Source organism: Larkinella ripae, from assembly GCF_054780775.1.
In genome coordinates, this window is record NZ_BAAGVR010000030.1 from 210,256 (window position 1) to 234,834 (window position 24,579).

General features: G+C 53.3%; 22 protein-coding genes. 10 read left to right on the plus strand and 12 right to left on the minus strand.

The features are described from left to right. Positions 1-18: 18 nt before the first annotated feature. The 3 genes from ACYVHX_RS27325 to ACYVHX_RS27335 all read right to left on the minus strand — a co-directional run bounded on the left by ACYVHX_RS27325 (position 19) and on the right by ACYVHX_RS27335 (position 3,518). On the minus strand, positions 19-1,977 hold the full coding sequence (locus tag ACYVHX_RS27325; RefSeq protein WP_460674888.1) for a heparinase II/III family protein: 1,959 nt from the start codon (positions 1,975-1,977) through the stop codon (positions 19-21). Between the two features lie 405 nt (positions 1,978-2,382). Then, the gene (locus ACYVHX_RS27330; protein ID WP_460674889.1) at positions 2,383-2,739 is read right to left on the minus strand and encodes a LytR/AlgR family response regulator transcription factor; all 357 of its coding nucleotides are present in this window, start codon (positions 2,737-2,739) and stop codon (positions 2,383-2,385) included. A gap of 116 nt (positions 2,740-2,855) precedes the next feature. Next, the gene (locus ACYVHX_RS27335) at positions 2,856-3,518 is read right to left on the minus strand and encodes a sugar transferase (protein WP_460674890.1); all 663 of its coding nucleotides are present in this window, start codon (positions 3,516-3,518) and stop codon (positions 2,856-2,858) included. Positions 3,519-4,231: 713 nt separating this feature from the next. Between ACYVHX_RS27335 and ACYVHX_RS27340 the strand changes: the two genes are divergently transcribed. Then, positions 4,232-4,555: a hypothetical protein gene (locus ACYVHX_RS27340; RefSeq protein ID WP_460674891.1), complete on the plus strand. Its 324-nt coding sequence runs from the start codon at positions 4,232-4,234 to the stop codon at positions 4,553-4,555. Here the strand turns inward: ACYVHX_RS27340 and ACYVHX_RS27345 are convergent. Then, the gene (locus ACYVHX_RS27345) at positions 4,529-5,587 is read right to left on the minus strand and encodes a 3-hydroxyacyl-CoA dehydrogenase family protein (protein WP_460674892.1); all 1,059 of its coding nucleotides are present in this window, start codon (positions 5,585-5,587) and stop codon (positions 4,529-4,531) included. The genes ACYVHX_RS27340 and ACYVHX_RS27345 overlap by 27 nt on opposite strands. Before the next feature lie 121 nt (positions 5,588-5,708). Between ACYVHX_RS27345 and ACYVHX_RS27350 the strand changes: the two genes are divergently transcribed. Together ACYVHX_RS27350 and ACYVHX_RS27355 are read left to right on the plus strand one after the other, a co-directional pair. Continuing rightward, positions 5,709-6,668: an MBL fold metallo-hydrolase gene (locus ACYVHX_RS27350; protein WP_460674893.1), complete on the plus strand. Its 960-nt coding sequence runs from the start codon at positions 5,709-5,711 to the stop codon at positions 6,666-6,668. A gap of 23 nt (positions 6,669-6,691) precedes the next feature. Further along, positions 6,692-7,219 carry a hypothetical protein gene (locus ACYVHX_RS27355; protein ID WP_460674894.1) on the plus strand — a complete coding sequence of 176 codons (528 nt, stop codon included), beginning with the start codon at positions 6,692-6,694 and terminating at the stop codon, positions 7,217-7,219. A gap of 5 nt (positions 7,220-7,224) precedes the next feature. On the opposite strand, the gene ACYVHX_RS27360 is transcribed toward ACYVHX_RS27355, so the two are convergent. Genes ACYVHX_RS27360 through ACYVHX_RS27370 form a run of 3 tightly spaced genes read right to left on the minus strand, consistent with a single transcriptional unit; the run spans position 7,225 to position 10,644 of the window. After that, the gene (locus ACYVHX_RS27360; protein WP_460674895.1) at positions 7,225-7,569 is read right to left on the minus strand and encodes a hypothetical protein; all 345 of its coding nucleotides are present in this window, start codon (positions 7,567-7,569) and stop codon (positions 7,225-7,227) included. A gap of 10 nt (positions 7,570-7,579) precedes the next feature. Further along, positions 7,580-10,315, minus strand: a complete 2,736-nt coding sequence (locus tag ACYVHX_RS27365) for a permease prefix domain 2-containing transporter (RefSeq protein WP_460674896.1) — start codon at positions 10,313-10,315, stop codon at positions 7,580-7,582. Between the two features lie 2 nt (positions 10,316-10,317). Next, positions 10,318-10,644: a PadR family transcriptional regulator gene (locus tag ACYVHX_RS27370; protein WP_460674897.1), complete on the minus strand. Its 327-nt coding sequence runs from the start codon at positions 10,642-10,644 to the stop codon at positions 10,318-10,320. A gap of 386 nt (positions 10,645-11,030) precedes the next feature. Between ACYVHX_RS27370 and ACYVHX_RS27375 the strand changes: the two genes are divergently transcribed. After that, positions 11,031-11,573, plus strand: coding sequence for a GNAT family N-acetyltransferase (locus ACYVHX_RS27375; protein WP_460674898.1), 543 nt, complete (start codon positions 11,031-11,033; stop codon positions 11,571-11,573). Here the strand turns inward: ACYVHX_RS27375 and ACYVHX_RS27380 are convergent. After that, entirely contained in the window at positions 11,570-11,917 is a 348-nt protein-coding gene (locus ACYVHX_RS27380; RefSeq protein WP_460674899.1) for a DoxX family protein, read from the minus strand. The genes ACYVHX_RS27375 and ACYVHX_RS27380 overlap by 4 nt on opposite strands. A 158-nt stretch (positions 11,918-12,075) precedes the next feature. Here ACYVHX_RS27380 and ACYVHX_RS27385 point away from each other — a divergent pair, with 158 nt between their 5' ends. Together ACYVHX_RS27385 and ACYVHX_RS27390 are read left to right on the plus strand one after the other, a co-directional pair. Then, positions 12,076-12,870: an SDR family oxidoreductase gene (locus ACYVHX_RS27385; RefSeq protein ID WP_460674900.1), complete on the plus strand. Its 795-nt coding sequence runs from the start codon at positions 12,076-12,078 to the stop codon at positions 12,868-12,870. A gap of 117 nt (positions 12,871-12,987) precedes the next feature. Next, a complete protein-coding gene (locus ACYVHX_RS27390; protein ID WP_460674901.1) occupies positions 12,988-13,422 on the plus strand; it encodes a hypothetical protein in 435 nt (144 codons plus the stop codon). Between the two features lie 6 nt (positions 13,423-13,428). Here the strand turns inward: ACYVHX_RS27390 and ACYVHX_RS27395 are convergent, their stop codons facing one another. After that, positions 13,429-14,601, minus strand: coding sequence for a glutathionylspermidine synthase family protein (locus ACYVHX_RS27395; protein ID WP_460674902.1), 1,173 nt, complete (start codon positions 14,599-14,601; stop codon positions 13,429-13,431). A 153-nt stretch (positions 14,602-14,754) separates the two neighbouring features. Then, a complete protein-coding gene (locus ACYVHX_RS27400) occupies positions 14,755-15,213 on the minus strand; it encodes a cytochrome B (RefSeq protein WP_460674903.1) in 459 nt (152 codons plus the stop codon). 158 nt (positions 15,214-15,371) lie between these two features. Between ACYVHX_RS27400 and ACYVHX_RS27405 the strand changes: the two genes are divergently transcribed. Continuing rightward, the gene (locus tag ACYVHX_RS27405) at positions 15,372-15,674 is read left to right on the plus strand and encodes a DUF4286 family protein (RefSeq protein ID WP_460674904.1); all 303 of its coding nucleotides are present in this window, start codon (positions 15,372-15,374) and stop codon (positions 15,672-15,674) included. A 79-nt stretch (positions 15,675-15,753) separates the two neighbouring features. Next, complete coding sequence (locus tag ACYVHX_RS27410) at positions 15,754-17,226, plus strand: MFS transporter (protein WP_460674905.1); 1,473 nt, start codon at positions 15,754-15,756, stop codon at positions 17,224-17,226. Between the two features lie 166 nt (positions 17,227-17,392). Here ACYVHX_RS27410 and ACYVHX_RS27415 read toward each other — a convergent pair whose 3' ends face one another. Next, the gene (locus ACYVHX_RS27415) at positions 17,393-17,536 is read right to left on the minus strand and encodes a hypothetical protein (RefSeq protein WP_460674906.1); all 144 of its coding nucleotides are present in this window, start codon (positions 17,534-17,536) and stop codon (positions 17,393-17,395) included. Between the two features lie 101 nt (positions 17,537-17,637). After that, positions 17,638-20,001, minus strand: coding sequence for an efflux RND transporter permease subunit (locus ACYVHX_RS27420; RefSeq protein WP_460674907.1), 2,364 nt, complete (start codon positions 19,999-20,001; stop codon positions 17,638-17,640). A 422-nt stretch (positions 20,002-20,423) separates the two neighbouring features. Between ACYVHX_RS27420 and ACYVHX_RS27425 the strand changes: the two genes are divergently transcribed. Then, entirely contained in the window at positions 20,424-22,724 is a 2,301-nt protein-coding gene (locus tag ACYVHX_RS27425) for a glycosyltransferase family 4 protein (protein WP_460674908.1), read from the plus strand. Positions 22,725-22,823: 99 nt separating this feature from the next. Further along, positions 22,824-24,314: a glycoside hydrolase family 130 protein gene (locus tag ACYVHX_RS27430; RefSeq protein WP_460674909.1), complete on the plus strand. Its 1,491-nt coding sequence runs from the start codon at positions 22,824-22,826 to the stop codon at positions 24,312-24,314. Positions 24,315-24,579: the final 265 nt, after the last annotated feature.

Sequence of the window (24,579 nt, forward strand, 5' to 3'; positions counted from 1 at the left end):
CTCGTTACTCTTTTTTCTTCAGGATTGCACCGTAATCTGGTGATGTAAATCAACCCGGTTTTTCCCGCCAAGCGTCAAATAAGCCCTGAATACGCACGTCGCCTGCTTCTGGTGCAGCTCCGGCGAATACCAGCCCAGCGGCACCGGATTCATCTGCCCGTTCACCACTTCGATTTGCAGCGCCGGATCAATCACCAGCACCACCAGCCGCTTGGTTTGCGGGTGGGACAGCACAAAATGGTTCCGTCCTTTGGACCGAAACCGGACCGCCGGATGCAAATGAAAAAGCACCTCGACAGTGTGACTGCCGCCCCGCCGGTTTTCAATCCGGTCGTCGATCCGCAGCCGGTTGTTGAGCTTGTCGAATTCCATCCGGCGCTGATGCGTACAGCCAAGCCGCGCATACCCATCATGGGAGGCAATTACTTCGTCGGTATGGTCGTTGATTTCCGCTTTCTCGACCTGAACAGTACAGGGACTCAACCACCGCGACTGATCGTCCTGAACGGCCTGATTCTGCTGATCGATACAGACCGTATTGTGGGCGCGGGTGCTGGTGAAATACCGGCGCCAGCTGGAATGAGTTTCGGCGGTGTAAGCGCCCGAATCAACAAAGAAAGGCTGCCCGTCGACGTGCAGCACAAACGAAAGGGCATCGGCATGGCTGTGGGAAGCCACGGGTTGAGAAACCATCGAAACCGCCTTGAAATGAACGTAGATTTCGTTCTGAGCGTTTTCCTGCTTGCGGAAACTATAATGTCCGTCGGTGGGATAAAACTGGCTTTCCAAAACCGCCTGGCTGTCCGGAATGGCGGTGAACTTCCGGAGTCCTTCGTCGCCGAAGAGCAGGCGGTTTTTAAGGTCAAATCCGTCCGAATAGTGTTTGTAAATCGGGTTGCCAAACAACACGGCCGCCGAGGCCAGTAACGAGCGAAAATTGTTGAAAGAGGGCTGATCGTCGAGAATCCACAGACGGCCGCTGTTTTCGTCGCCGTACTTTGGAAAATTGCCCCGCAGGTCGAGCAAATGAACGATGCTGGAAAAGGTGTTTTCCAGTTGATCGGTGTAGAGAGCCGAAAACGGATTATTGGTTCGTAAGCCGGTGAGGTAGGCAATCAGAAATAGATCCGACTTAAACTGCACATCGTCAGCCGACTCATCCCGATTCAGACCATTGGGGCTGTGTTGCCGCTGCATTTCCTGCTCGAGCCCGGTTTTGGCAAAGGCGTTCCAGTCGGCCGCTTCCGCAAACTTCCAGTATGAACTGGCGATAAACAGGCCGGCATACCCGACGATGAGCTGGTGGCTGGCCACGACCGGATTGGAAAGCGCCGTTCGGATGTAGAAACAATGCTGGTAAATGACCGGTAGCCAGATCGATTCGGCAAATTGCTGGAAAACCGGGTTGGTTTTGGCCAGCAGCGAGGCATCAATACTATTCCAGCACAGAAACCAGTTTATGAGCCGGACATTGACTTCAAGGAGGTTCTGCCAGTTTATTCCGAGCAGGTACGGATTGGCCGTCACCCAGGACGAAATCAGGCTGGTCAGGCAGTCCAATTCCTGCGGCTGGGCCGAGAGTCGGTAGCGCAGGGCCAGAGCAGGCAGGAAGAGAAACCGGTTGACTTCCCAGACATAACGGACATTTCCGAACGCGGCATCGTGAGGGTTAATTTCCCCGGCATAAACAGGCGGAAAACGCTTGTTCGTGCTGATATCGAGATGCCAGTCCACCGGGGCCCTGTCATCAAGAATGTGCTCAAAAATTTGGTGATGGTGCGGAAACGCTATAGTCGGAAACTGGTCAGAATGCGGGGGAAACAGGCTGTTGGGCCACACAGAAAGCTGTACTTCGGGTTTCCAGCCGATCCGTTTTTTATCCGCCTTCGCCCGAAAGTACTGCCGAAGCCGGAAACCAGCTTCCGCCGTCGATAGCGAACGCAGCCGATAAAAGAGCCAGTGGTACCGATTCAGCATTTTAGGGTGGCACGTTGAGGATTAAACAGACAATGAGTGTGATTGCACGCCCGCTTGTCAGGCTGGTTGAGCTGTTGCGGCCCGGAATTGGTCCGGACGATACGCAGCGGATAACTCACCGGCTGGCGAAGACAGGCGAACTGATAAAGTAGGGGACCTGCCCAAAGGAACAGAAGGGGACAGGTCTTGAGCTGTCAGTAGCGCACCAACTCCGCTAACGGATAGGATTATACGCCGAAGCGATTCAGGATCTGAAGAAATGCTGCCTCGAGTCTGGTGGTCACTTCCCAATTCCCGAATGGGTATTTGGAAAGGTCCACCAGATCGTGCAGATTTTTCATGTAAGCGTTGAGTAAATCGTAAAATTTGTATGAATACTAGCTAGTACCTGATCCGTCACCAGGATCAGGAAAATACGGTATTGTAATATTTTGCCAGAGTGACGACCGACTTTACCCGGCGACGGCTGACGGGTAGGCGCGTTTCGTCTGATAATTCAACCCAACTGTTGTGCATATCGTGTAAATCCATCTGCACAATATGCTCCGGATTGACCAGGTGCGACCGCGAAATGCGCCAGAATGATGGGTGATATTCCTGCTGTTCTTTTAAGGTATAACTGGAAACAAAACCGTTCTGCTTGCTAAGGAAAATACGACTATAGTTACTCCAGCCTTCAAAAAAGAGGATTTGCTTAGCCGAAATGGTGATGGCTCGTCCCCTTCGATCTCTGACTTTGATGGTAGTACGTGTTGTATTCATAGATGATAACGTTGAGTGCATCGCTTTCTCTTTCGTGTACAAACTCTATGCCATTGTGTTACTATTAGTATATATTAGTTACAATTAATGTCTGTTAATTAAGGAAGTTCAACGGCTCACCCCTTCTTGGATACCACCCGTTTGTTCGTAATGGCCCACCAGCAGATCATGACATCGAGCCGCAGCGAGGTTTGGCGCAGGTACCAGCGATCGTAGCGGACGCCGTTTTGCATTTGCAGTTCATCAGGGAGCTGCTGACAGCCGGGGCGGGTTTGAGCCAGCCCCGTCAGGCCCGGCCGCAGTGCGTGACGATCCCGGTAGCCAGGTACGGTCCAGTACTGTGCGTCGTACTGGAGCGTTTGGGGGCGGGGCCCCACGATGCTCATTTCACCGGCCAGAATATTGAAAAAATGGGGCAATTTATCCAGTTGAGTAGCCCGCAGAAAGCGTCCTACCGCCGTCACCTGAGTCTCAAACCGGGTGATCTGGCCAAAGCCTAACCGTTTTTCGTACGAGCTGGTCCGAAATTTCAGGCAGCGAAAAGGGCGGCCGTTCCGGCCTGTGCGGACTTGCGCGAGAAAAACCGGACCCGGCGACGTAAGGGCAATGGCCAGGGCAATTAAAGGGACCAGCCAGACCAGCACCAGAACCGTGATCAGGAAGGTAGCAAGCAAATCCAGAAAACGTTTTCCGGCTAAAGCGTAAACTGTTTGAGCCGCTTTCGGCAATTGTTTTGTCGATGAAGAGAGGGGATAAGCCCCGGATTGAATACTAAGCATACACGTTGAGTAGAGAAAAGGACATAGATCGGAAAATCGTACGGAATACGTTTATTTAACAGACAAAAAAAACGCCGTGGTTTAGGGAATGTATTTCGCTATTCGAAGCAACTGATTTCTTAAAACGGACACAAGTACTTAGTTCAACTGCGATTACCATTGTAATTATCAGACAATAATAATCTTCATATTTTCCTTTGCCAACAATTCAGTTTGAAAGTGATTCAGCGGTTTTTGCGCGTTTTACCCTTTTAAGCGGTAGAGTGGAACGCGAAAACGCGGGAGTATTGACATACCATTTTTCCACCACGATCGGAACCAGTGGGAGCCTTCCTTGCAAAAAATACTCGGTTACCAGACAAGTGTTTCTAAAAAGGTGTGCAATTACTTAATATTAATCATCTGTCTATTTACGGCTGTTAGCAGGTTAATTTCTCACCCGAAATGCGGTTTTGTCGTCCCTGTTTATACAAACATGAAGCCAAACGGTAGTTAGCATATATATCAATAAATGTGCCTGTTTTTGAGCGGTTTTAACGAAAATAGGGCGATAAATAAAGAACAAAATGGGGCAGAAATCGCTTTCAGTAAAAAGGCGGAAAACCTTTAAATCACAAATTTTAAAATTTGTCGGTTTTTCATGGAATTTTAATGCGTACAAATACTCAATTTTACTTAATATTGCACAAGCCTTTAGACGCCGTACCAACTTTATGAAAGATTTCATCGTTGTCCATTACGATGGCAACAACACCAACTTGACCTATACGGATACCGAAAATGATGCCCGTGCGTATCTCGTTGCCCTGATTACGACCCATCAAGTTGCCAAAAATGACACCTTGTCCATCGTTCGGGCCTATGACGATTCTCTGATTTATTTTAAACGTCGGAACAACACGGTTAAAAGTGTCCTGGGAAATACGAGTGCCAATTCAATCAACTGGATCGAATTCTGGACAACCCCTTTCCAGGATATTACCACTAAGCTGCATAAAAAAATAGCCAATTTAGGGGTTGTGTTCGGCATCCGGTAAGGGCGGTTCTTGGCCGGTTTTCGACTGGTCGGCCAGTTTTTTTTTGACCACATCAGCCGGGTATTTGAGGGCCAGCCGCCGGATTTCATAACTAAATTCTTCGAAGGTTTCGCGCCATAGGCGGGCCTCTTCGGGCGAATAGTCGTAAAAGCCATTCGCATTCTGAACGCCTTTTCCTCCGCGTTTCACAACTTCCTCGATCAGCTTTGGAACTTCCGACCTGGTGTTGAGCGTCGGTAGTAATTCTTTCATCACCGCGTGGTAGGCCGGAACGCCGGTCAGGTCCATCCACCGAAAAATGCCCACCAGCGTCATCCAGTATCCGGCATTGTTGCGGCAGGCCCGATCAACATCTTCAATGGATGCGTAACCGTTTTCCACCAGGTAAAACGCTTCCCGGTAGAGGGCGTACATCAACCGGTTGGTGATAAAGCCCCGAATGTCTTTCCGGACCAGCGTGGGCTCCTTTCCCCAGTGGTGCGCAAGCTCGTAAAGCCACTCGGCCTGCCGGAGGTCGCTGGCATCCCCGCAAATGATTTCCAGAAACCGGGTGGTGTGCGACGGTTCGGCCCAGTGCAGGCCCAGAAACCGGGCGGGGTGGGCGGTTTCCTGTTGCAAAATACTGATCGGAATGGCCGACGTGTTGCTGGTCACCACCGCGTCGCTGGCTACGCTGGTTTCGATATTCCGGTACACCTGTTTCTTAATGGCAAGGTCTTCCAGCGTACACTCAATCACCAGCCGCGCCTTTTCCAGAAAACCGTATTCTTCCGTTACGATCAGATTTTTCAGGTAATAATCGGGTTGTTCCTGGCAAACTCCTTCCGCAAACGACTTGCGGAAGTGTTCCCGAATCCGGGGTTCGGCGGTGTTCAGATCGGTCGGAATCGGCGCAACGGCCACCACGGCATGGCCCGCCATCAGCAGGCAGGTCGCAATGCTGCAACCCATCAACCCCAGGCCCACAACACCCACGGGTACCTCGGCCGGTTTAGTAGAAAAAAGAATTTGCTGATTTTCGGTGCTGTCCATCCGTTCAAGTGATTCGATACCTGATTTCATGCAAAAGAACGCGGGGAAAGGCATTTACTGTGAGCAAGGTTGAACGGGTGGCAGAAAAAGTGTAGTTTTAATCACGTAATGTCCTCATTTTATGTCGGTTCGATTCCTAGTTTTTCTCTTTCTTCTGAGTAGTTACTCTACCGTCCGGGCGCAAAAACCGGCCCAAGCCGCGTTTACAGTTATTCCGCTGGGCGTCAAAGGCGGCATCGACGAAAGCAATCTTTCGGCCTATCTACTGGCCCCGGCCGGAACGAATACCTACCTCTGTCTGGATGCCGGAACGTTGCATGCCGGGATTGAGAAGGCCGTTCAGAATCAGGTGTTTAGTGTAAGTTCAGACGTTGTTTTGAAAGACTACATCAAAGCGTACGTGATCAGCCATGCCCACCTGGATCACCTGGCGGGCCTGATCATCAATTCGACGGAAGACGCCCGAAAACCGATCTACGCGATGGCGCCCTGTATCGACGTGCTAAAAAAAAACTATTTCAACTGGAAAAGCTGGCCCAATCTGGCCAACGAAGGGGATCAGCCCGCCCTGAGTAAATACCGGTATACGGTTTTGGAGCCGGCCACGGAAACGCCCATCGAAACAACTGGCCTGAGCGTGCAAACGTTTCCGTTAAGCCACGGAAATTCGTACCAGAGCGCGGCTTTTCTCGTTAAAAGCAACGATGCGTATGCCCTTTATCTGGGAGATACCGGGCCGGATCTGATCGAAAAATCGACGAATCTGGCCCGGCTCTGGAAGGCCGTGCAGCCGCTGATTCAGTCCAAATCCCTCAAGGCGGTTTTTATCGAAGTCTCTTATCCCAACGAACAGCCGGACAACCAGCTCTACGGCCACCTGACGCCCAACTGGCTGATGCACGAATTGAAGGCCCTGAGCAAACTAACCGGCGCGGATGCCTTGAGCGGGCTCCCGGTGGTCATCACCCACATCAAACCAACGGGAACCAACGAAGAGCAGATCAAACGGCAGCTTCGGGAAGCCAACAGCCTGAACGTCAACCTGATTTTTCCGGAGCAGGGTAAAAGCCTGAAGTTTTAACCGACAACCAACTCTGTCTAACCATGTTTCCACTCTGGGCTACTTTTTTATTCGCCGTGCTCACGATCGTTGGTTCGGTGCTGCTCATCAAGAGCATCAGCCGGATCATCTCGATTTATTCGGCCGGGCCGCGCATCGAAGGGCCCGCACAGGGGCAGTTCCTGGATTTTTCATTGAAAGACCCCGGTTCCTACGAAATTTCGGTGAAACGGCCTGCGCTGACCGGCATTATCAGGACGGATATTGCATTTGAGCTGGTGGAGGCATCGAGCGGCAAACCCGTTGCCGTTCAGCGGTTTGTCAATCTGTTGTCGCAGCGGAAAGATATGTCGGGAAACCGGATCGTGCCCATTGCCGAATTTACCCTCGAACAAGGCGGGCAGTTCCGGCTGACGAATCCGAAAACCGGCCTCTTTAAAGAAAAAGACAAACTGGTCATTATGCCCAAAACCGGTTCGCGGGGCTTTCTGATGATTTTTGCCATTTTGTTTTCCGCCATCCTGTTCATCGGCGGTCTGGTATTATTTATCCTTTCGCTGGTGAAACAATAAACACGCTAGCGGCTTCTTAACGCCCGGTACCCAAAAATCAGGGCCGTAATGACCACGGTGGTCAACCCGAATGCCGCCAGCACCAGATCCCGGATGTCATCGGCCGGTAAGGGCATATCCAGCGAGCGGAAGACGCGGTATTTGAGCCACTTTTTTTCGACGTAATTCTTGTCCGAGACGTCGAAGGTCCGGTCGTAAAAAAGTTTGCGACCATCCCGGTACCCATCGATTTTGATGGCGAGAATTTGATTGTTCTGGACAATTGTGGTGCGGTAGCGGGAAGGCCCGTTGGCCAGTCCTACGGACCCTGTGCTGATACCCAGCAGCAGAAACAGGATGACGGTTTTCATAAGGTAGAATTTATTCGCTGCGTAAACTTTTCACCGGATTCACCAGGGCGGCTTTGATCGTCTGAAAACTGACTGTGGCCAGTGCAATCAGAATGGCCGCCAGCCCGACCCCGGCAAACACCCACAGGCTGATGGCAATGCGTTCCCGGTAATTGCTCAGCCAGGTGTTCATTAAAAACCAGGACAGCGGACCGGCAATCAGCAGGGCAATCAGCACCAGCTTGACAAAGTCCCGCGACAACACCACGATGATGCTGGCAATGCTGGCTCCCATCACCTTCCGGATGCCAATTTCTTTGGTGCGCTGCTCGATCACCATCATCGCGACGGCAAACAGGCCCATGCAGGAAAGCAAAATGGCGACACCGGAAGCCAGGCTACAGATTTGGGCCATTTTCTCTTCTTCCTGGTACCAGGCATCCACATTGTCATCCAGATACGAACCGGTAAATTCGGCCTGCGGAGCCACCTGCTGCCACACGGTTTTCAGTTTGTCCATCGCACCCGCCAGACTCTGCGGAGCCACCCGCACAAAAATGTAGTGGATCGTCTCAGAATTGGAAATGTGCATCGTGATCGGATTGGCCTGACTAGCGAGCGAATACAACTGAAAATCAGGAATAACGCCAATAATTTGCGACTTGTTGCCGGTCGAATCCGTATCGTCGCCGAGCAGCACACCCACCGGATTTTTTTCGCCGATTAATTTGGCCATGCTTTCCGTCACGATCACCCGGTTGACCGAGTCGGTCGAATACGTTCGGTCGAAATCCCGACCGGCAATAGGTTTGATGTTCAAAGTTTTGAGGTAATCATAATCGATCAGCAGCCAGTCGGTGGAAACCGGGTTGCCCTTGTAGCTGAATCCGAACGTCGATCGGGAACTGACGCGGTCGAGGCCCCGGCCAATGTTCACGCTGGTTCCCGTGATGGCCAGAACCGCCGGATCGGTCGCCAGGAGGTTGCGCATGCGGCCCAGCACCTGCCGGCCGTTTACCTGATTGCCCACCGGAATGCTGATGACCTGCTCTTTTTCAAAACCGAGTGGCCGGGTTCGGAGGTGATCCACTTGCTGAACGGCGATGATGGTGCAGCAGGCCAGCAGACAGGACAAGACAAATTGCGTCACGATCAGCGAGTTGCGTAGAAGCCCGGGGCGTTTCAGCGATACTTTTCCTTTCAGCACTTCCACGGTGTTGAACTTCGTCATCTGCCAGGCCGGGTAGCCGCCAGCCGCCAGCGTAACCACCGCAAAGACCCCCAGAATCAGGGTTACAAAACCGGGTTGCGCCATTTGTTCGAGCCGAAGCCGGGCGTCGAAAGTGGCATTGAACTGGGGCAACAGCAGATAGGCCAGGAGCAGACCCAGTAAAAAACCGGCCAGGCAAATCAGGGTCGTTTCGCCCCAGATCTGGGCAAATAGCTGACTTTTGAGCGCGCCCAGCGACTTGCGGACGCCCACTTCCCGGGCCCGCGTAAAGGAGCGGGCAATGCTCAGGTTGATAAAGTTGATGCAGGCAATCAGCAGGATAAAGAAAGCGATGCCCACAATGGTGTAAACCAGCGCAATGGGGGCGCCACCGCTTATTTCCCGGTCGAAGTGAACATGGGCAAGCTGCTGGAGCCGGATCGCCAGGATGTCGCCCCGCGAATCGGGCTGGGCGTTTCGTTTTTTCAACTCTTCCAGATGGCCCGGATAATACTTTTGAACCAGCGGCTTCAGGCGGTTTTCGAACGTGGCCTGATCGACTTTGGGCGAGAGTTTAACAAAAACCTTGTGCGAATTGGCGGTCCAGTTGTCTTTTTCCGACGCATAATTGGGGGCGTTTTCAATCCGGATTAAGGCGTCATACTGAATGGTCGAGTTGTGCGGAGCATCCTGCAAAATACCGGAAACAATGTACTGCTTCTGACTGCCAACGCTGCCCACCAGAATCGCTTTTCCGATGGGATCGGCGGTGCCAAAAACCGTCTGGGCCATGTCTTCACTGATCACAATATCGCTCAGATTCCGCAGGGCAACCTCGCGGTTTCCCTGCGTCATCGGAAAAGAAAAAATGCGCAGAAAATCCGGATCCGTGTGCAGCACCAGCTTATCGAAATAGTTGCCGTTGACCTCCACGAGACTTTTGCGGCCCGCCAGAACCCGGGCCGCGGCTTCCGTTTCGGGGTAGTCGGTTTTTAGAACGGGGGCAAACGGCAGCGGCATTCCACCGTTCCGGACGGTTTTTTCCGGATCGTTCGCAAACGTGTACGTCTGGTAAATCCGGTCGCCGTCGGCGTGGAACGAGTCGTAGGTCAGTTGCAGATACGAGGTCAGAAACAAAAACGCGCAGATGCAAAACGCGACGGCCAGACCCAGTACGTTGATGGCGGCATACCCCTTGCTTTTCCAGAGGGTACGAAAGGCGATTTTCAGGTAGTTCCGGAGCATAGCGGGATGGAGAAAAGAAACGTGAGAATACGCAGTTGGTGTTTGAAAAGGTGCGGTTTGGGAAATTGGTCTGGCCAAATCCCCAGCCCGGCGTTTCAGAAAATACGGCCGGCAGAATTTCAGTACTTCCAGCACGTATATTCGCCGGGCTTGGGACAGGCCGAGTGCGGCCACCTGGTCGGCAAACTGTTCGTGCAGATCGCCCAGCAATTCCTCCCGCAGATAGGGCGGGCAAAACCACCGCATCAGGCGGTCGGCCCAGGCCGGGGGCGCGGGCTGGTTGGGGGTTTCGGAGGGGTTCGGCTTGCTCATGGCTACGACCAGGACGGGTTTGGAATGGAATCCCAGAGTTCGTTGCGGACCTGCCGCATATCGTTCAGCGTTTGCTTCCCGGCGGCCGTGACCGTGAAAAAGCGTTTCCGGCGACCACCGCGGGCGTTGGTTGCGCCCCCCAGATTCGACGCCACGAAGCCTTTTTCTTCCAGCCGGTACAGGGCAATGTGCACCCCGCTCAGACTGATGATGCGGTCGGTGCGACGCTTGAGTTCGGCCGCAATCGTGACGCCATACGCCCCGCCGTCTAAAACCGCTACGGTGAGCAGCACCAGTTCTTCAAACTCCCCTAAATATGCCCGGCCCATTCAAGTCAGCTATTTGATTATTATTTGCTAAACAAATGCCTTGCCAAAGCTGTGAAACGTCTTTCTCAGGCTTATTAAAGCGGTTTTAAGGAAAAGAAGTCCGCGTACTTGTCCAGAAACGGACAGCAGACTGTACACTTCTGGACAGTGAAAAAAGAGGAAAAACCGGCTCCGGCACTTGCCGTTGAATCAAAACCGCGCATCATACACGGGTTTTTGTCCGTATGTTTGCCCCGGTTTAAAACAACTGCCTCTGAATACGTCATTGCTTCCGGATTCTCTGCCTGGACGGGTTTAACGGATTGATTCGCCGGGTCTGGCCGTCACGCTACGCGTGGCCCGGGCCGCTCGTGTCTTTCTTATTCATTTATAAATCCGTTACACCAATGACTTCGCTGATTTCAAATCGCTTACAACTCATACCGCTTACCCAATCGGATCTCGAACAGCTCATGATCAGTCGCGCGACCCTGGAAAGGGCGCGTGGCCTGGCTATTTCCAACCTGGAGCTGAACGCTGACGACGGTTTTATGGCCGAATTTGCCGAGGCTACCGCGCATTTTGTCCTGCCAAATGTGAAGGCGCACCCCGACACCTGGCGCTGGTATACGCACTGGCTGATCGTCCACCGGCCCCGGAACCTGACCATTGGCGGCATCGGCGTGGCCGGACCGCCGGACGCCGGTGGGCAAACGATGATCGGGTATTTCATCGATAAGAAAGTGGAAGGGCAGAACTTCACAACCGAAGCCGTCGCCTGTTTTCTCGACTGGATTTTTCAGGAACCAACCGTAAAAACCGTAATCGCCGACACGCCAGCGGAGCACATTGCTTCGCAGCGGGTATTGCAGAAGAACGGTTTTGAATACGCGGGTGAAGTGGAAGAGGGCGTACGCTGGCGAAAAAACCGGTCAGATCGTCCGGTTTAGGTAAAGCGCCACGCCCACCAGATCAGCAGGCCCTGGAGGGGCAGCCGCCCCCAGCGAATCCAGGCCGGAATGCCGGCGAATTTCTCCGAGGTCGCCATGTAGAGATTGGCCGGAAAAACCGCAATCAGCAGGAGAATTAACCCCCAGGCTGCCAGCGTTCGGGTTGCCGGAAACAGCAACCCGACGCCCAGTACCAACTCGGCAATGCCGCTCAGCAAAACCATCAGCGAATGATACGGAATGTAGGGGGGCATGATGCGGAGGTAGGGCTCGGGCCGGAAAAAATGCAGAAACCCCGACACGATGTAAACGGCGGCAATACTGTAAAGACTCAGGTTGTTCATGGATGCAAGAGATGGTTTTTCGCAGAACAGCCTGGGTTTAAACCTGTTCTAAAAAGGACATTGGAAAGAAAGTTTGGCAAGAAACCCTGTATTTTCTAACAAAAAGGGTCTGGTTTGGGTAAAACACTGGAGGAAACACCATAAGCCGTTGATATAGGATGAGTCAAGATAAGGAATTTACCGGAAAAGTAGCATTGGTAACCGGCGCTGGCTCGGGAATCGGCAAAGCTGCGGCTCTGCTGCTGGCACGACACGGCGCCCGTTTGGTTGCGCTGGGCCGCACCAGGGACGAATTGGAGCAAACCGTCGGGCAGATCCGGCGGGAGGGGGGCGAGGCCATCTGGCTGCTGGCCGACATCTCGAAACCGGACGAAATGGAGCGGGCGTTTGCGGACATCCAAAGCCAGTTGGGCGGTTTGCACATTGTTCTGGCCAATGCCGGCATCAACGGTGTGTGGGCACCGATCGAAGAACTGGAGCCCGACGAATGGGACAAAACCATGAATATCAACCTGCGCGGCACGTTTCTGACGGTGAAATACGCCATTCCGCTCCTGAAAGAAAACGGCGGTTCGGTTATCATCACGGCTTCGGTCAACGGGACGCGGATTTTCAGCAATACCGGCGCGACGGCCTATTCCACGACCAAAGCCGGGCAGGTGGCGTTTGCCAAAATGGCCGCGCTGGAACTGGCCAAACACCGCATCCGGGTGAATGTGATCTGCCCCGGGGCCATCAAAACCGAGATTGACGACAGCACCGAAAAACGCGACATTGAGTCGGCCCGCGAGCCGGTCGAGTTTCCGGAAGGAACGATTCCGCTGACGGATGGAAAACCGGGTACCAGCGAGCAGGTGGCCGAGTTGGTGGCGTTTCTGGCCTCCGACCGGGCCAGCCACATTACCGGCACCCCCATCTGGATCGACGGCGCAGAATCGCTGCTGATGGGCTGAGGGCGAAAAAAATCGATACGCTATTGTATGTCAGACGCGTTCGTGGTATACTTCCGGAAAAAGACTATGCCAACCGCAAAACGTCTGCTTCTCCCCGGAGTGCTGTGTGTAATCCAGATGGCGTGCTCACAAACGGATCGAACAAGCGGGGCCACCACCAGCAGTGATACAAAATCGTCTCCCATCGACGGAAACTGGGAATTGGTGGAAAACCGTGTTGATGGCAAACTGGAACGACCCAGCCGCCCGCAACAGATCAAAATCTTCCAGGACGGTTTTTTTGCATTCATGCACCTCAATCCGGATGGCAGCTTTCACGGGGCCGGAGGGGGGCCATTCACGGTGGATGGAAACCAGTATCACGAGACGTTTCGCTACTACAGCGATACCACCTGGACCGGTTTTTCCGATCAGCAAACCTGGGAGTTGAAAGGCGATACGCTGATTTTCCGGGGCTTCAAAAAAGTATTCGACCGTTCGGGCCGGGAATTGCCGCCCGACGCCTGGGGTGGTGACAAGTTTGTCGAAAAACGGGTGCGGGCAAAACCCTAGCCGTCTTCACTCGACGATGTGGCCCACAAACTGGGCGCCATTGTCCAGGATAACGCCCCCGCGCCGGAAACCCAAACCGCAGCCTTCGCCCGCGTAGAACACCCCGGCTTGGTAGCGGTTTCCGGCGGCATCGGCGGGTAAATCGACGTATTCCTGGTAAATTTTGGGATAATCGCCATAGTCGCCTTCGGCTTCGGCCGTCACCTGGCCCCGTTCGTCCAGAATGCGCACGTTAGCGCCTTCCCGCCCGAACAGCACTTTCTCCACGTAGGGCCGGTCGGTCAGCGGCTGCGTTTCGGTCCGGAGCAGCAGCGGATGGTAAGGATACAATTCCCACAGAATTTTGAGAATGTGTTTCGATTGAAACAGCAGCGAATAAGCCGGATTTAAAACCACCACCCGCCGACGGCGAACGGCTTCGGTCAGGATCTGGGCCAGGTCGGTTTCTTCGTAACCGATGTATTCCCAGGGCAGCAGTTTGAACCAGAAATCGAATTTATCGAACTGGCCGTTTTGCGGGTTCTGCTTGAAAATTCCTTCCTCGACCGAAAATTCTACTTTATCGATGTATTCGAAATCGACCGTAAAACCGGCTTCGCGGGCGGCTTCGCCCAAAACCGCCACATTGCTGTCGTCTTCCGGAAAACCGCGCATGGCCGACAGCAGGAGCGTCGGTTGCAGATCGCTGTTCTGGGTCCGAATTTCGCGAAACTGCGTGACCAGCGTTTCATAAACCGAATTGAACTGGTGCTTTTCGTCGAGGCTGTTGGCGCGCAGGTGGGCAAACTGGACCACCGCTGTTTCCGGAATGCAGGTCGCAGTGTCGGCGTTGAATTCGATCAGCTTGATGGGTTGGCCGTCGATGCCGCCCGCAAAATCGAACCGCCCGTACAACTGAATGTGCCGTTCGTCGTTCCAGGAAAATTTAATCAGCTCCACGAGGTTTTCGGGAATGCCCAGCTCGGCAAACCGGTTGGCGTCGATGACGTGTTGCCCGGCTTCCACCAGCATTTCAAACAGTTGGTTGGCCGCTTCGAAATAAGCATCGGCCTCGTCCGAATGGACCACCACCACTTCATGCGTTAAATAGGGGAGCGTGTCGGAGCCCAGCATCCAGTTCCAGCCAATGTTGCGCAGTTGCTGGTCGGGGGAAACCGGGAGGGAACGGGTTAGGATCATGGCAATACGGGTTTCAGTAGCCGGTTTTCAGGTTTACGGTGGGCTAATCCAGGTGAGAACCGTTGGGTGCTGGGGCGGCATGAACGAAACGAAGGAATGGTGACTTCTGAACAACGTGCCCCCGGTTCCGATCGGTAGATACAGGGATCAACCTCAATACCAGCCCGCGCCGGGAATCCGGAACGGCCACGGAATGGACACCAGAATAAGGACAAGGCCCAGGCCGAAGAAAACGAAAACCGTCCGGTGCTTCTGAATCGCATTGCTGAGCCGACGCGATTTTGACCGGCCAATGGTGATCAGAACCACGGCGATCAGCATCCCGGCAAGGTGTTCGACGGTATAAAACCGGTACAGGCTTTCGCGCATGATGGTGCCGAAGTCAACGCCAGTGCCGAGCGGTACTTTCGGGCTGATGAAATACAGAATCAGGCCAATCAGAAATTGCGTGTGCGTGGCAATCAGCGTAAACAGATAGAGTTTGTTGTCGCCGGCGGTGTATTCGTCCCGGGCCTGCCATTTGCGGAAAGCCGTGACGATGGCCGCCAGCAACAGAACCAGAACAATCCAGCGAAGTCCCGAGTGCGCACGAAGCAGTATAGTGTAAAACATGGAGTGAGTAGATTTGTCTGACGGCAAAGAAACAACATTTGTGGGTACGTCGGACGCGTTTCTTCGTAAGTTTGCGGACAAAACCGCTGATTTTGGGGTTAATCTTCTGGTGAGGCTCCTTTCTTTTCGCTTTTATCCAACCTCGCTCTTCCTATACTATGATTCTTTACAATCTGACCGTTAACATTGAGAAACCCATTGAGCAGGAGTGGTTACAGTGGATGCGGGCCGAACACGTTCCGGCGGTTTTGGCGACCGGTTTGCCGCAGGACCACAAGATTCTGCATTTGCTGACCGAAGTCGATAACAACGGAGCCACGTACACCTTTCAGTATTCGTTTCGGAACAAACTGGATTTTTTTCGCTTTCAGAAAAATCATTCGGATGCGTTGATGGACCAAATGCAGCAACGGTTTGGCAATCAGTACGTCACCTTCCAGAGTTTGCTGGAAGAGGTGTGACGTTGGCTCATCAGGGGCCACGGATCTAAACACCCGGCTGCGTTACGCCGTTGTGATCGTGAAATAATGTTTCTGATCCGTGTCTTCTTCCCCTGCCGCAGCCACACCGGGCGCTTCCAATAAATGGATTATTCTGGGCACTCTCATGTTCGGGACCTTCATGTCCACGCTCGACAGCAGCATTGTGAACATTGCCCTGCCCACCATCCGGCGGGAGCTGGGGGCCGGTGATAGCGTGGAATGGATTGTGCTGTGTTACCTGCTGACCACCACCAGCACGCTGCTCATCATGGGAAAACTGTCGGACTGGGTGGGCCGCCGGCAGCTTTACATCACCGGTTTCTGCGTTTTTGTGCTGGGGTCGCTGCTTTGCGGACTGGCCTGGAACCTCTGGTCGCTGGTCGGTTTTCGGGTGGTGCAGGGGCTGGGCGCTTCCATGATTTACGCCGTTGGCCCGGCCATCATCGGCGATACGTTTGCCCCGCAGGAGCGGGGGCAGGCTATGGGGTTCATGGGGTCGGTGGTGGCCGCCGGTTCCAGCGCCGGACCAGTTATTGGCGGTTTGTTGCTTGGCAAATTTGGCTGGTCAAGCATCTTTTTCGTGAACGTACCGATTGGAGTGCTGGCTATCTGGCGGGCGTGGACCATCTTACCCGATAGCCCGAAGGTGCCGGGACAGCGGTTCGACCTGGTGGGTGCGGGCCTTTTTCTTGTTGGGGTGACCAGCCTGCTGACAGGGCTCGATTTTGGACCCGAACCCAGCTACGGCTGGAATCACCCGTTCGTAATGGCGCTTTTAGCCGTCGGGGCGGTTTTTTTGCTGCTGTTTCTGCTGTGGGAAATGCGGGTTCGGGAGCCGATGCTGCAATTGAGTCTGTTCCGGGTGCGGCCCTACACGGCGGCCATTCTGGCGGCTTTCTGCGGCTTTGTGGCCTCGGGCGGCAATTTGTTCGTGATTCCCTTCTTTTTGCAGCAGGTGCTGGCGCTCAATCCCGAACAGGCCGGTCTGGTGTTGCTGGCCGGACCCTTAACGCTCAGTCTGGTCGCTCCGCTGGGCGGTTATTTGTCCAGCCGGATTCCGACGCGCTGGCTATCGAGTGCGGGTTTGCTGCTAGCCGCCGGTGGGTATTTTGCGTTTTCGTTTCTGGAAGCCGACTGGCACTGGACGGATGTCATCTGGCGAAGTTCGCTGGTCAGCATGGGTTTTGGCCTGTTTCAGTCGCCCAACAGCAGCAGCGCCCTGAATTCGGCCCCACTGGCACAACGCGGCATTGCCAGTAGTGTAATTGCTTTCATGCGAAATCTGGGCTTTGTGGTCGGCATTGCGCTGGCGGCTGCGGTTTGGTACAGCACCCGAAACCGGTATGCACTGGCGCACGGCATCGCTCCCGAATCGACGGAAGCCCAATTATTGGGGATGCATTACACCTACCTGACGATGACTGGTTTGGTGTTGATGGGGGCGCTCATTTCCGTCACACGGGGTCCGGTTTCTCCGCCTGCCGCCAAGCCTGCCTATCCGGATAATTCAATGACCGAATCGGTTGCTTAGCAGGTGGTTGTGATATGATGAAAATATATTTCTGAAAAATATATGATACAACTATTATAGTTTCCGCAAAACCGCTTACATTTGGACACGTTTAAGGTTTTCGCAAGACTAAAACGTTACGGTTAAGAACTTAGACAAGCCCGGCGGTTACCGTCGGGCATTGTTTTTAATTATAAAAGTACAGAAAGGTCACATCTTTGATTTGGCCGGTCAGAATGAGGGCCGCTACTGGATTCGTCGAGTAGCTTCCGTTGGATTCCGAATACACAATGTAGTCGAGATCAGGATGGTACGCTATAAATTGAAGCATGTTGTTATTTTCTTGCATCCAATATACGCAATTAACAAGAGAAATTCCTTTCTGTTCAGCGGGTCTGAAAAATAGATCGAATGAAAACGGACGGGAATCGGTTAAACCGCACTTTCGTTGTTGATTAATTCTTTTCGGTTGGTTCGTTTATCGAGCGACAGCAGAAAGGCCGGAAGTAAAATCAGGTTGGCCGCCATGCCCATCAGCAGGGTGATCGACACCAGAACGCCCAGCGCGACGGTTCCCTGAAAGGTGGAAAACGCAAAAATGGCGAAACCGGCAAAGAGGATAAACGCGGTGTAAATCATGCTGATACCGGCCTGATGGATCGTGTTGGTGATCGCCTTGGAAATGCCCAAACCGCGCCGGAGTTCTTCGCGGTAACGGGCCACGAAATAAATGGTGCCGTCGGAGGCAATTCCGAAAGCCACGCTGAAAATCAGGATGGTAGAAGGTTTAAGCCGGATGCCGAAATACCCCATAATGCCCGCCGTAATGATGAGCGGAACGATGCGGGGCAGCGAACAAATGATAATCGTTCGGAGGTCGCGCAGCAGCAGTGCCAGCAAAGCCGTGATCAGGATAACCGCCAGATAAACACTTTCTTTCAGGTTATCGACCAGGTACTCGTTTCCCTTCGTAAAAATGGTGCTGCTGCCCGTAATCCGGACGTCGTACATATCACCGTTCGAAACGCGCTGCCCGGTTTCCCGATCAACATTGAAAATGGAATCAGCCTTGGGTTGCAGCGTGGTCAGCAGCTCCCGGATGCGGACCGTACCGACATCGGCCATCTGAAAACTGACGCGCGTATACCGCCGGGTGCTGTCCAGAAACCCTTTGAACAGGTTGGCCTGCCCTTTCATCTGGGGCGCGTAGCTGGCCAGTTTGCTCATTTCTAACGCTCCGGGCAATACGTAATACTTCGGATCACCCCCGCGGTAGCCCTGATACAGAAATTTGGCGGCTTCGACGACGGAAAGCGGGCGCGTGAATTCGGGGTATTTTTCAAATTCACGTTGCAAAAGCCGCATCTTGGTCAGCGTTTGCGGGCTCAGAATGCGCCCCGGCTGCCGCGAATCAATGGAAACTTCGAAGGGCAGAACGCCCCGGAAGTTTTTCTCGAAAAACTTGAGGTCGGTGTAAATCGGGTCATTCTTCGGCAAATCATCCACCACGTAGCCAACGGCTTTGATCTGCATCGCGCCCACCACACTGACAATCACCAGAATACCGATGATTGCATACACCACCCGACGGCGGTGGTGGACGGTCTGATTAACCCAGTTCAGGAACGAAACCACCCAGCGACTCTCCAGATGACCGCGCTGTTTGGAAGACGGTTCGGGCAGAAAACCGAACACGATCGGAATCAGGATCAGGCAGATCACATAGGTGACGACCACCCCCAGAGCCGCTACCAGCCCAAACTGGGCGAGCATGGGGCTGCTGGCGAAATAAAATACGAAAAAACCGATGGCGGTGGTCACGTTGGCGAAAAAGGTCATCTCACCAATCGCTTCCGTTGCGGTATTCAGCGCCCGGACTTTGTCACCGTGGAGGCTGTATTCTTCAAAATATTTATTGATCAGGAAGATAGTATTCGGAATTCCGATCACAATAATCAGCGGGGGTAATAAACCGGTCAGCAGTGTGATTTTGTAGCCAAACAAAACCAGAAAGCCCAGCGACCAGACCACGCCGACGCCAACAATGCTGATGGCCGCGACCACGGCCACGATGGAGCGGAAAAAGAACAGCAGAATCACCGCCGTGACCCCGAACGCCAGGGCCATAAACAAGACCATTTCGTTGCTGACCTTGCCGGTGAATTTGGTCCGGATGTAGGGCATGCCGGACATATGCACCGGAATGTTGAATTGGGCTCCAAACGCCCGGACTTTTTTCTCGATTTCGAGCACAAACCCGATCCGGTCTTTGGTGTTCAGTTTTTTCTGGTCGAAGGTAACCGCCATCAGGTGCGAGCGTCCGGCACTGTCGGAAACAAAGCCCTGGTAAAAAGGCAGCGAAGCGATCAACGAGCGAACGCTGTCGGCTTCGGCCTGCGTGTTCAGGGGACGGGGGGTGATCGGTAAAAACTGAAATTGCCTGATGCTGTCGTTGCGGACCACCCGGAACAGGCTGGCGGCCGATAAGACGGTTTGCACGCCTGGGGCCTTTTTAATCTCCTGATTCAGCGCCTGCCAGCCGTTGAAAACCGGCAGTTTGTATAAATCCGGCGTTTCGATGCCGATCACCATGACGCTGCCGTCCTCGCCAAACCGCTTCTTAAACGACTCGTACAATTCAAAATCCGGGTCGTTGGAGGGTAGAATTCGGGCGACTTCGTAAGAAAGTTGAAGGCGGGTGGCCTGATACGCCATGAAAACCGTTCCTGCGAAAATGAGAACCAGGAGAAGAATGCGGTTTTTTAAAATGAAATCCGAAACGCGGTGCCAGAACATCAAAAGAGAACAGACAGTAAAGGGTGCAAGGTACTAAAATTGGGTGAGATTTTTGAAAGGGAACGGTGACCGGACCCGAAAGCTTATAAATGAATTATACAATTTGGGGTGAAATTTCCGAACCGGGTAGCGGTTTGGGTTCGTAAGCGCGATGGCACGGCGCAGAATTTGGAAAAAAACCGGATGCCCGCGCCGGTTTTTACTATGGAGCTTCTGAAAAAACGGGTCATACAATAATTTAAACGCAAATCGGCTAAACAACCAGGCAAGTTTCCCGGTTAGACTTTGCAGTTACCCTCCTGTCCGATCCATTCACAGCTATTCCTATTAACCAGTTCGTTATACGGCTCATTAATATACCATTAATTCCCCAAATAGTCATGAATTATAACCCTTTGCAAAACGCAGCACCGAGTGTACACATGCCTACCAGTGTCGCTTTTATCGGCGATTACCTGCCCCGGCAATGTGGTATTGCTACGTTTACCTCGGATCTGTACAAGTCGTTTACGGAATTTTATCCGGATTCTTCGGCCATGGTGGTATCGGTAAATGATGTGCCGGAGGGTTATGACTATCCCGAAGAGGTTCGCTACGAATTTTACCAGCACGATCTGAACTCCTACAAAAAGGCGGCCGAGTTTTTGAATTCGATGAATACCGAAGTCGTCTGTCTGCAGCACGAATACGGGATTTACGGCGGCACGGCGGGCAACTATATTCTGACCTTGCTGCGTAACCTGACCATGCCCGTGGTGACGACGTTCCATACGGTTTTGCGGAATCCCGATCAGGACCAGTTGATGGTGCTCAAAACCATCGCCGACCTGTCGGCGCGGGTGGTGGTGATGACCGAAAAAGGGCGTCAGTTTCTGAGGGATATTTACGAAGTGCCGGAAGATAAAATTGACGTCATCGCGCACGGAATTCCGGATATGCCGTTTGTCGATCCGCATTTTCACAAGGACCGGTTTGGCATCGAGGGCAAGCAGGTGTTGCTGACGTTCGGATTGCTGTCTCCCAACAAAGGCATCGAGAACGTCATCAAGGCGTTACCCCGGATTGTGGACCGGTTTCCGGATACGGTTTACATCGTGCTGGGCGCAACGCACCCGAATCTGGTTCGCGACCAGGGGGAAGTGTACCGCGACAGCCTGAAAAAGCTGGCCGATGATTGCGGAGTGAAAAATAACGTCCTGTTCTTCAATCAGTTTGTCGAACTGGATAACCTCATTGAGTTTCTCGGAGCGGCCGATATTTACATTACGCCGTATCTGAATCCGGCCCAGATTACGTCCGGAACGCTGTCGTACGCCTTTGGCTGCGGAAAAGCCGTCGTTTCAACGCCGTACTGGCACGCCGAAGAACTGCTGGCCGATGGCCGGGGCGTTTTGGTACCGTTCAACGATTCGGAGGCCGTGGCCGATGAAATCATCAAGCTGATGAGCGACGAACCGCTGCGGCACGGAATGCGCAAAAAAGCCTACATGCTCGGTCGCAGCATGATCTGGGAGCGGGTCATGGAACGCTACGTCGACAGCTTTGTGCAGGCGCGCCGGCAGCCCATTGCGTTGCCCGGCAGTCCGCTGGCGATGCTGAATGGGGGGGTAAACGGAACCTACAAACTGCCGCCAATTCGGTTGGAGCACCTGTACCGGCTGACCGATTCGACCGGAATCATCCAGCACGCCCGGTATCATTTGCCCCATTACGAAGAAGGCTACTGCACCGATGACAACGCCCGCGCGCTTATTCTGACCGTGATGGCGGAGGAAGCCGGTCTGGGCGACCGCAAACTGGCGCAGCTCACCGACATTTTTGCGGCCTTTCTGAATTATGCCTACCTCCAGGGGCGGGGACAGTTCCGGAATTTTATGGGCTACGACCGGCGCTGGCTCGAAGACGTTGGCTCCGACGACAGCACGGGTCGGGCCCTCTGGGCGCTCGGAACCTGCGTCGGGCGGGCCTCCGACAAAAATCTGGTGACCTGGGCCATGCCGATGTTGCATCAGGCGTTGCCCTCGCTCGTTGATTTGCCCTCGCCCCGGGCCTGGGCCTTCGGGATCATGGGCGCCTGTGAATACCTGAAACGATTCGGGAGCGACCGGCTGGTTAAAACGATCTTGCAGCAACTGGTGGATAAAATGCTGATCCGGTACAACGACAGCAAGTCCAAAGAGTGGCCTTGGTTCGAAGGGTATCTGACCTACGACAATGCCAAATTATCGCACGCGCTGATTTGCGCCGGTGAAACCTTGCAGGATGCGAAAGTAACCGATCTGGGCGTCAAAAGCCTGAACTGGCTGATCGGATTGCAGATGACGGGCAGCAGTCCATCCAGCACGGGGTATTTCCAGCCGATTGGCTCGAATGGGTTCTTCAGCAAAGGGGGTGAACGGGCTTATTTTGACCAGCAGCCCCTCGAAGCGCAGGGGTCTGTTTCGGCCTGTCTGGCGGCCTACCGGGTCACCAAAGAAACCGCCTGGCTAAAACGGGCCACCAAGATCTTCAAATGGTTTACGGGCCATAACGATCTGGGTTTATCGGTTTTTGATCCCAACACGGGCGGTTGCCGCGACGGTTTACACGTCGACCGCGTCAACCAGAATCAGGGGGCCGAATCGACGCTGGCGTATCTGATGGCGCTGACGGAACTGCATATTACCCAAAAACAAATTTCTGATACTGAAATTGCAAATACGGCACTAACATTGTTAGTTTAATCGTTGAAGGCAGAAAGAATGAGGGAATGAACCGGGTCTTTTGCGGCTCGTTCAGTCCCTCATTCCGTTAAACGCCTGTCCGACTTTATTTTATTAACTATGATCAAGGCAACTCGCACCGGTATTGTACTGCGTCCGGATCCGACCCGTGTTCTCTTCCGACCCTTTGAGCTTAGTAGTTCGACCCGCGTTCTGAAAATCATCGCCCGGGTCAATGCCATGACGGAAGAAGAAGCCGAACGAAAACTCGGGGAAGTGATTCGCGAATTTGGAAGCCGGCACTATAAGCTTGAGCGGTTTTTTCTGAAACGATTCAACCACATTAAGTCCCAGTTATTGACCGATGAACCGCTGACGCTGGAGCGGAAACTGCTGCTGGGGGCGTATTTCACGATGGAATATTCGCTGGAATCGGCGGCTTTGTTTAATCCTTCGATGGTCTGGCACCCCGACCAGACCAATGTTCCCCCCGGTTTTAAGCGGTTTATTCTCAGTATGCGGGCCACCGGCGAAGGGCATATTTCGTCGATTACGTTCCGCATGGGGTATATCGATCAGGACAGCAAGATCATCCTCCGAAAACCGTCGCGGTATGTTACCTCGCCGGAAATCGTGCCGAATCACCGTTTCATCCGGTCGCAGTTTGAAAAGAAACTGTACGAGCTGCGGCTGTCGAATCCCATTTCGGAAATGATGATGACCGGTTTGGGCGAGGAGTTCGGACTGGAAGAAATGGAAGACCGGCTAAAACGGGTGCTGAGTCAATACCGGCACCATGCTGAATACGAAGCGATTGCTAGTAGTCTGCGAACGCTGGCCCGCTCCAACTACGAGCTGGATTTCGACGATGACCAGAGCCTGGACGAACGCTGCATTTTTCCGACTTCACCCAATGAGACCAACGGAATTGAAGATGCCCGCTTCGTTCAGTTTGTTGATGACAATGGCGAGGTAACGTACTATGCGACCTACACGGCTTATAATGGGCAGGTGACTTTTCCGCAGTTGCTCATGACCAAAGACTTCACGCACTTCAGTGTCAGCACGTTGAACGGCGCTGAGGTTCAGAACAAAGGCATGGCGTTGTTTCCCCGGAAAATCAACGGCAAGTACGTGATGCTGTCCCGGCAGGATGGCGAAAATATTTACATCATGTACTCGGATGATCTGTATTTCTGGCAAACCAAGGAAATTCTGCTAAAACCGACCTATCACTGGGAGTATGTTCAACTGGGCAATTGTGGCTCGCCCATCGAAACCGAAGCGGGCTGGCTGGTGTTGAGCCACGGCGTTGGTCCCATGCGGAAATACGCCATTGGGGCCTTTTTGCTGGACCTGAACGATCCATCAAAGGTCATCGGCCGGACCACCGAACCGCTGATCAGCCCCGACGAGAACGAGCGCGAAGGGTATGTGCCGAACGTGGTCTATAGCTGCGGTGGATTGATCAACGGCAATGAGCTCATTATTCCCTACGCCATGTCGGATTACGCCAGTAGTTTTGCCACCGTCAATGTCCAGGAATTGCTGGAGGTGCTGACCAGTAACCAAAAGCAGGTGGAAGTCAGTGCGGAAGAACAGAATCTTTAGTCTTATCGTTGATAAAACCGCCCCCGGCCGTATTCGCTGCCGGGGGCGGTTTTGTATTTTTAAGCCCCGAAAGCCGGTTTTGAAAAGACAGAGGCCGTACCATTATTGGTGAATTCACCCCCCAGCCAAAGCAATCTGCCGTATCGTGTCCGCTGAATTATTTAACTGCTCTCATGGACGGCTCTTGGAAAAATAAGATTGTAGCGTTCTTATTTTCAGTCGCTTGTCATGGCCTCTTTGATCGTTGGACACTAATAAATAGACT

Bases quoted from the DNA above. Each gene is read 5' to 3' on its own strand.
- ACYVHX_RS27415 (WP_460674906.1), bottom strand. From the start codon at position 17,536: ATGCTTCAATTTATAGCGTACCATCCTGATCTCGACTACATTGTGTAT.
- ACYVHX_RS27425 (WP_460674908.1), top strand. From the start codon at position 20,424: ATGCCTACCAGTGTCGCTTTTATCGGCGATTACCTGCCCCGGCAATGT.
- ACYVHX_RS27325 (WP_460674888.1), bottom strand. From the start codon at position 1,977: ATGCTGAATCGGTACCACTGGCTCTTTTATCGGCTGCGTTCGCTATCG.
- ACYVHX_RS27375 (WP_460674898.1), top strand. From the start codon at position 11,031: ATGACTTCGCTGATTTCAAATCGCTTACAACTCATACCGCTTACCCAA.
- ACYVHX_RS27380 (WP_460674899.1), bottom strand. From the start codon at position 11,917: ATGAACAACCTGAGTCTTTACAGTATTGCCGCCGTTTACATCGTGTCG.
- ACYVHX_RS27345 (WP_460674892.1), bottom strand. From the start codon at position 5,587: ATGGACAGCACCGAAAATCAGCAAATTCTTTTTTCTACTAAACCGGCC.
- ACYVHX_RS27395 (WP_460674902.1), bottom strand. From the start codon at position 14,601: ATGATCCTAACCCGTTCCCTCCCGGTTTCCCCCGACCAGCAACTGCGC.
- ACYVHX_RS27370 (WP_460674897.1), bottom strand. From the start codon at position 10,644: ATGGGCCGGGCATATTTAGGGGAGTTTGAAGAACTGGTGCTGCTCACC.
- ACYVHX_RS27390 (WP_460674901.1), top strand. From the start codon at position 12,988: ATGGCGTGCTCACAAACGGATCGAACAAGCGGGGCCACCACCAGCAGT.
- ACYVHX_RS27340 (WP_460674891.1), top strand. From the start codon at position 4,232: ATGAAAGATTTCATCGTTGTCCATTACGATGGCAACAACACCAACTTG.
- ACYVHX_RS27330 (WP_460674889.1), bottom strand. From the start codon at position 2,739: ATGAATACAACACGTACTACCATCAAAGTCAGAGATCGAAGGGGACGA.
- ACYVHX_RS27400 (WP_460674903.1), bottom strand. From the start codon at position 15,213: ATGTTTTACACTATACTGCTTCGTGCGCACTCGGGACTTCGCTGGATT.
- ACYVHX_RS27360 (WP_460674895.1), bottom strand. From the start codon at position 7,569: ATGAAAACCGTCATCCTGTTTCTGCTGCTGGGTATCAGCACAGGGTCC.
- ACYVHX_RS27385 (WP_460674900.1), top strand. From the start codon at position 12,076: ATGAGTCAAGATAAGGAATTTACCGGAAAAGTAGCATTGGTAACCGGC.
- ACYVHX_RS27365 (WP_460674896.1), bottom strand. From the start codon at position 10,315: ATGAGCAAGCCGAACCCCTCCGAAACCCCCAACCAGCCCGCGCCCCCG.
- ACYVHX_RS27420 (WP_460674907.1), bottom strand. From the start codon at position 20,001: ATGTTCTGGCACCGCGTTTCGGATTTCATTTTAAAAAACCGCATTCTT.
- ACYVHX_RS27430 (WP_460674909.1), top strand. From the start codon at position 22,824: ATGATCAAGGCAACTCGCACCGGTATTGTACTGCGTCCGGATCCGACC.
- ACYVHX_RS27405 (WP_460674904.1), top strand. From the start codon at position 15,372: ATGATTCTTTACAATCTGACCGTTAACATTGAGAAACCCATTGAGCAG.
- ACYVHX_RS27355 (WP_460674894.1), top strand. From the start codon at position 6,692: ATGTTTCCACTCTGGGCTACTTTTTTATTCGCCGTGCTCACGATCGTT.
- ACYVHX_RS27335 (WP_460674890.1), bottom strand. From the start codon at position 3,518: ATGCTTAGTATTCAATCCGGGGCTTATCCCCTCTCTTCATCGACAAAA.
- ACYVHX_RS27350 (WP_460674893.1), top strand. From the start codon at position 5,709: ATGTCGGTTCGATTCCTAGTTTTTCTCTTTCTTCTGAGTAGTTACTCT.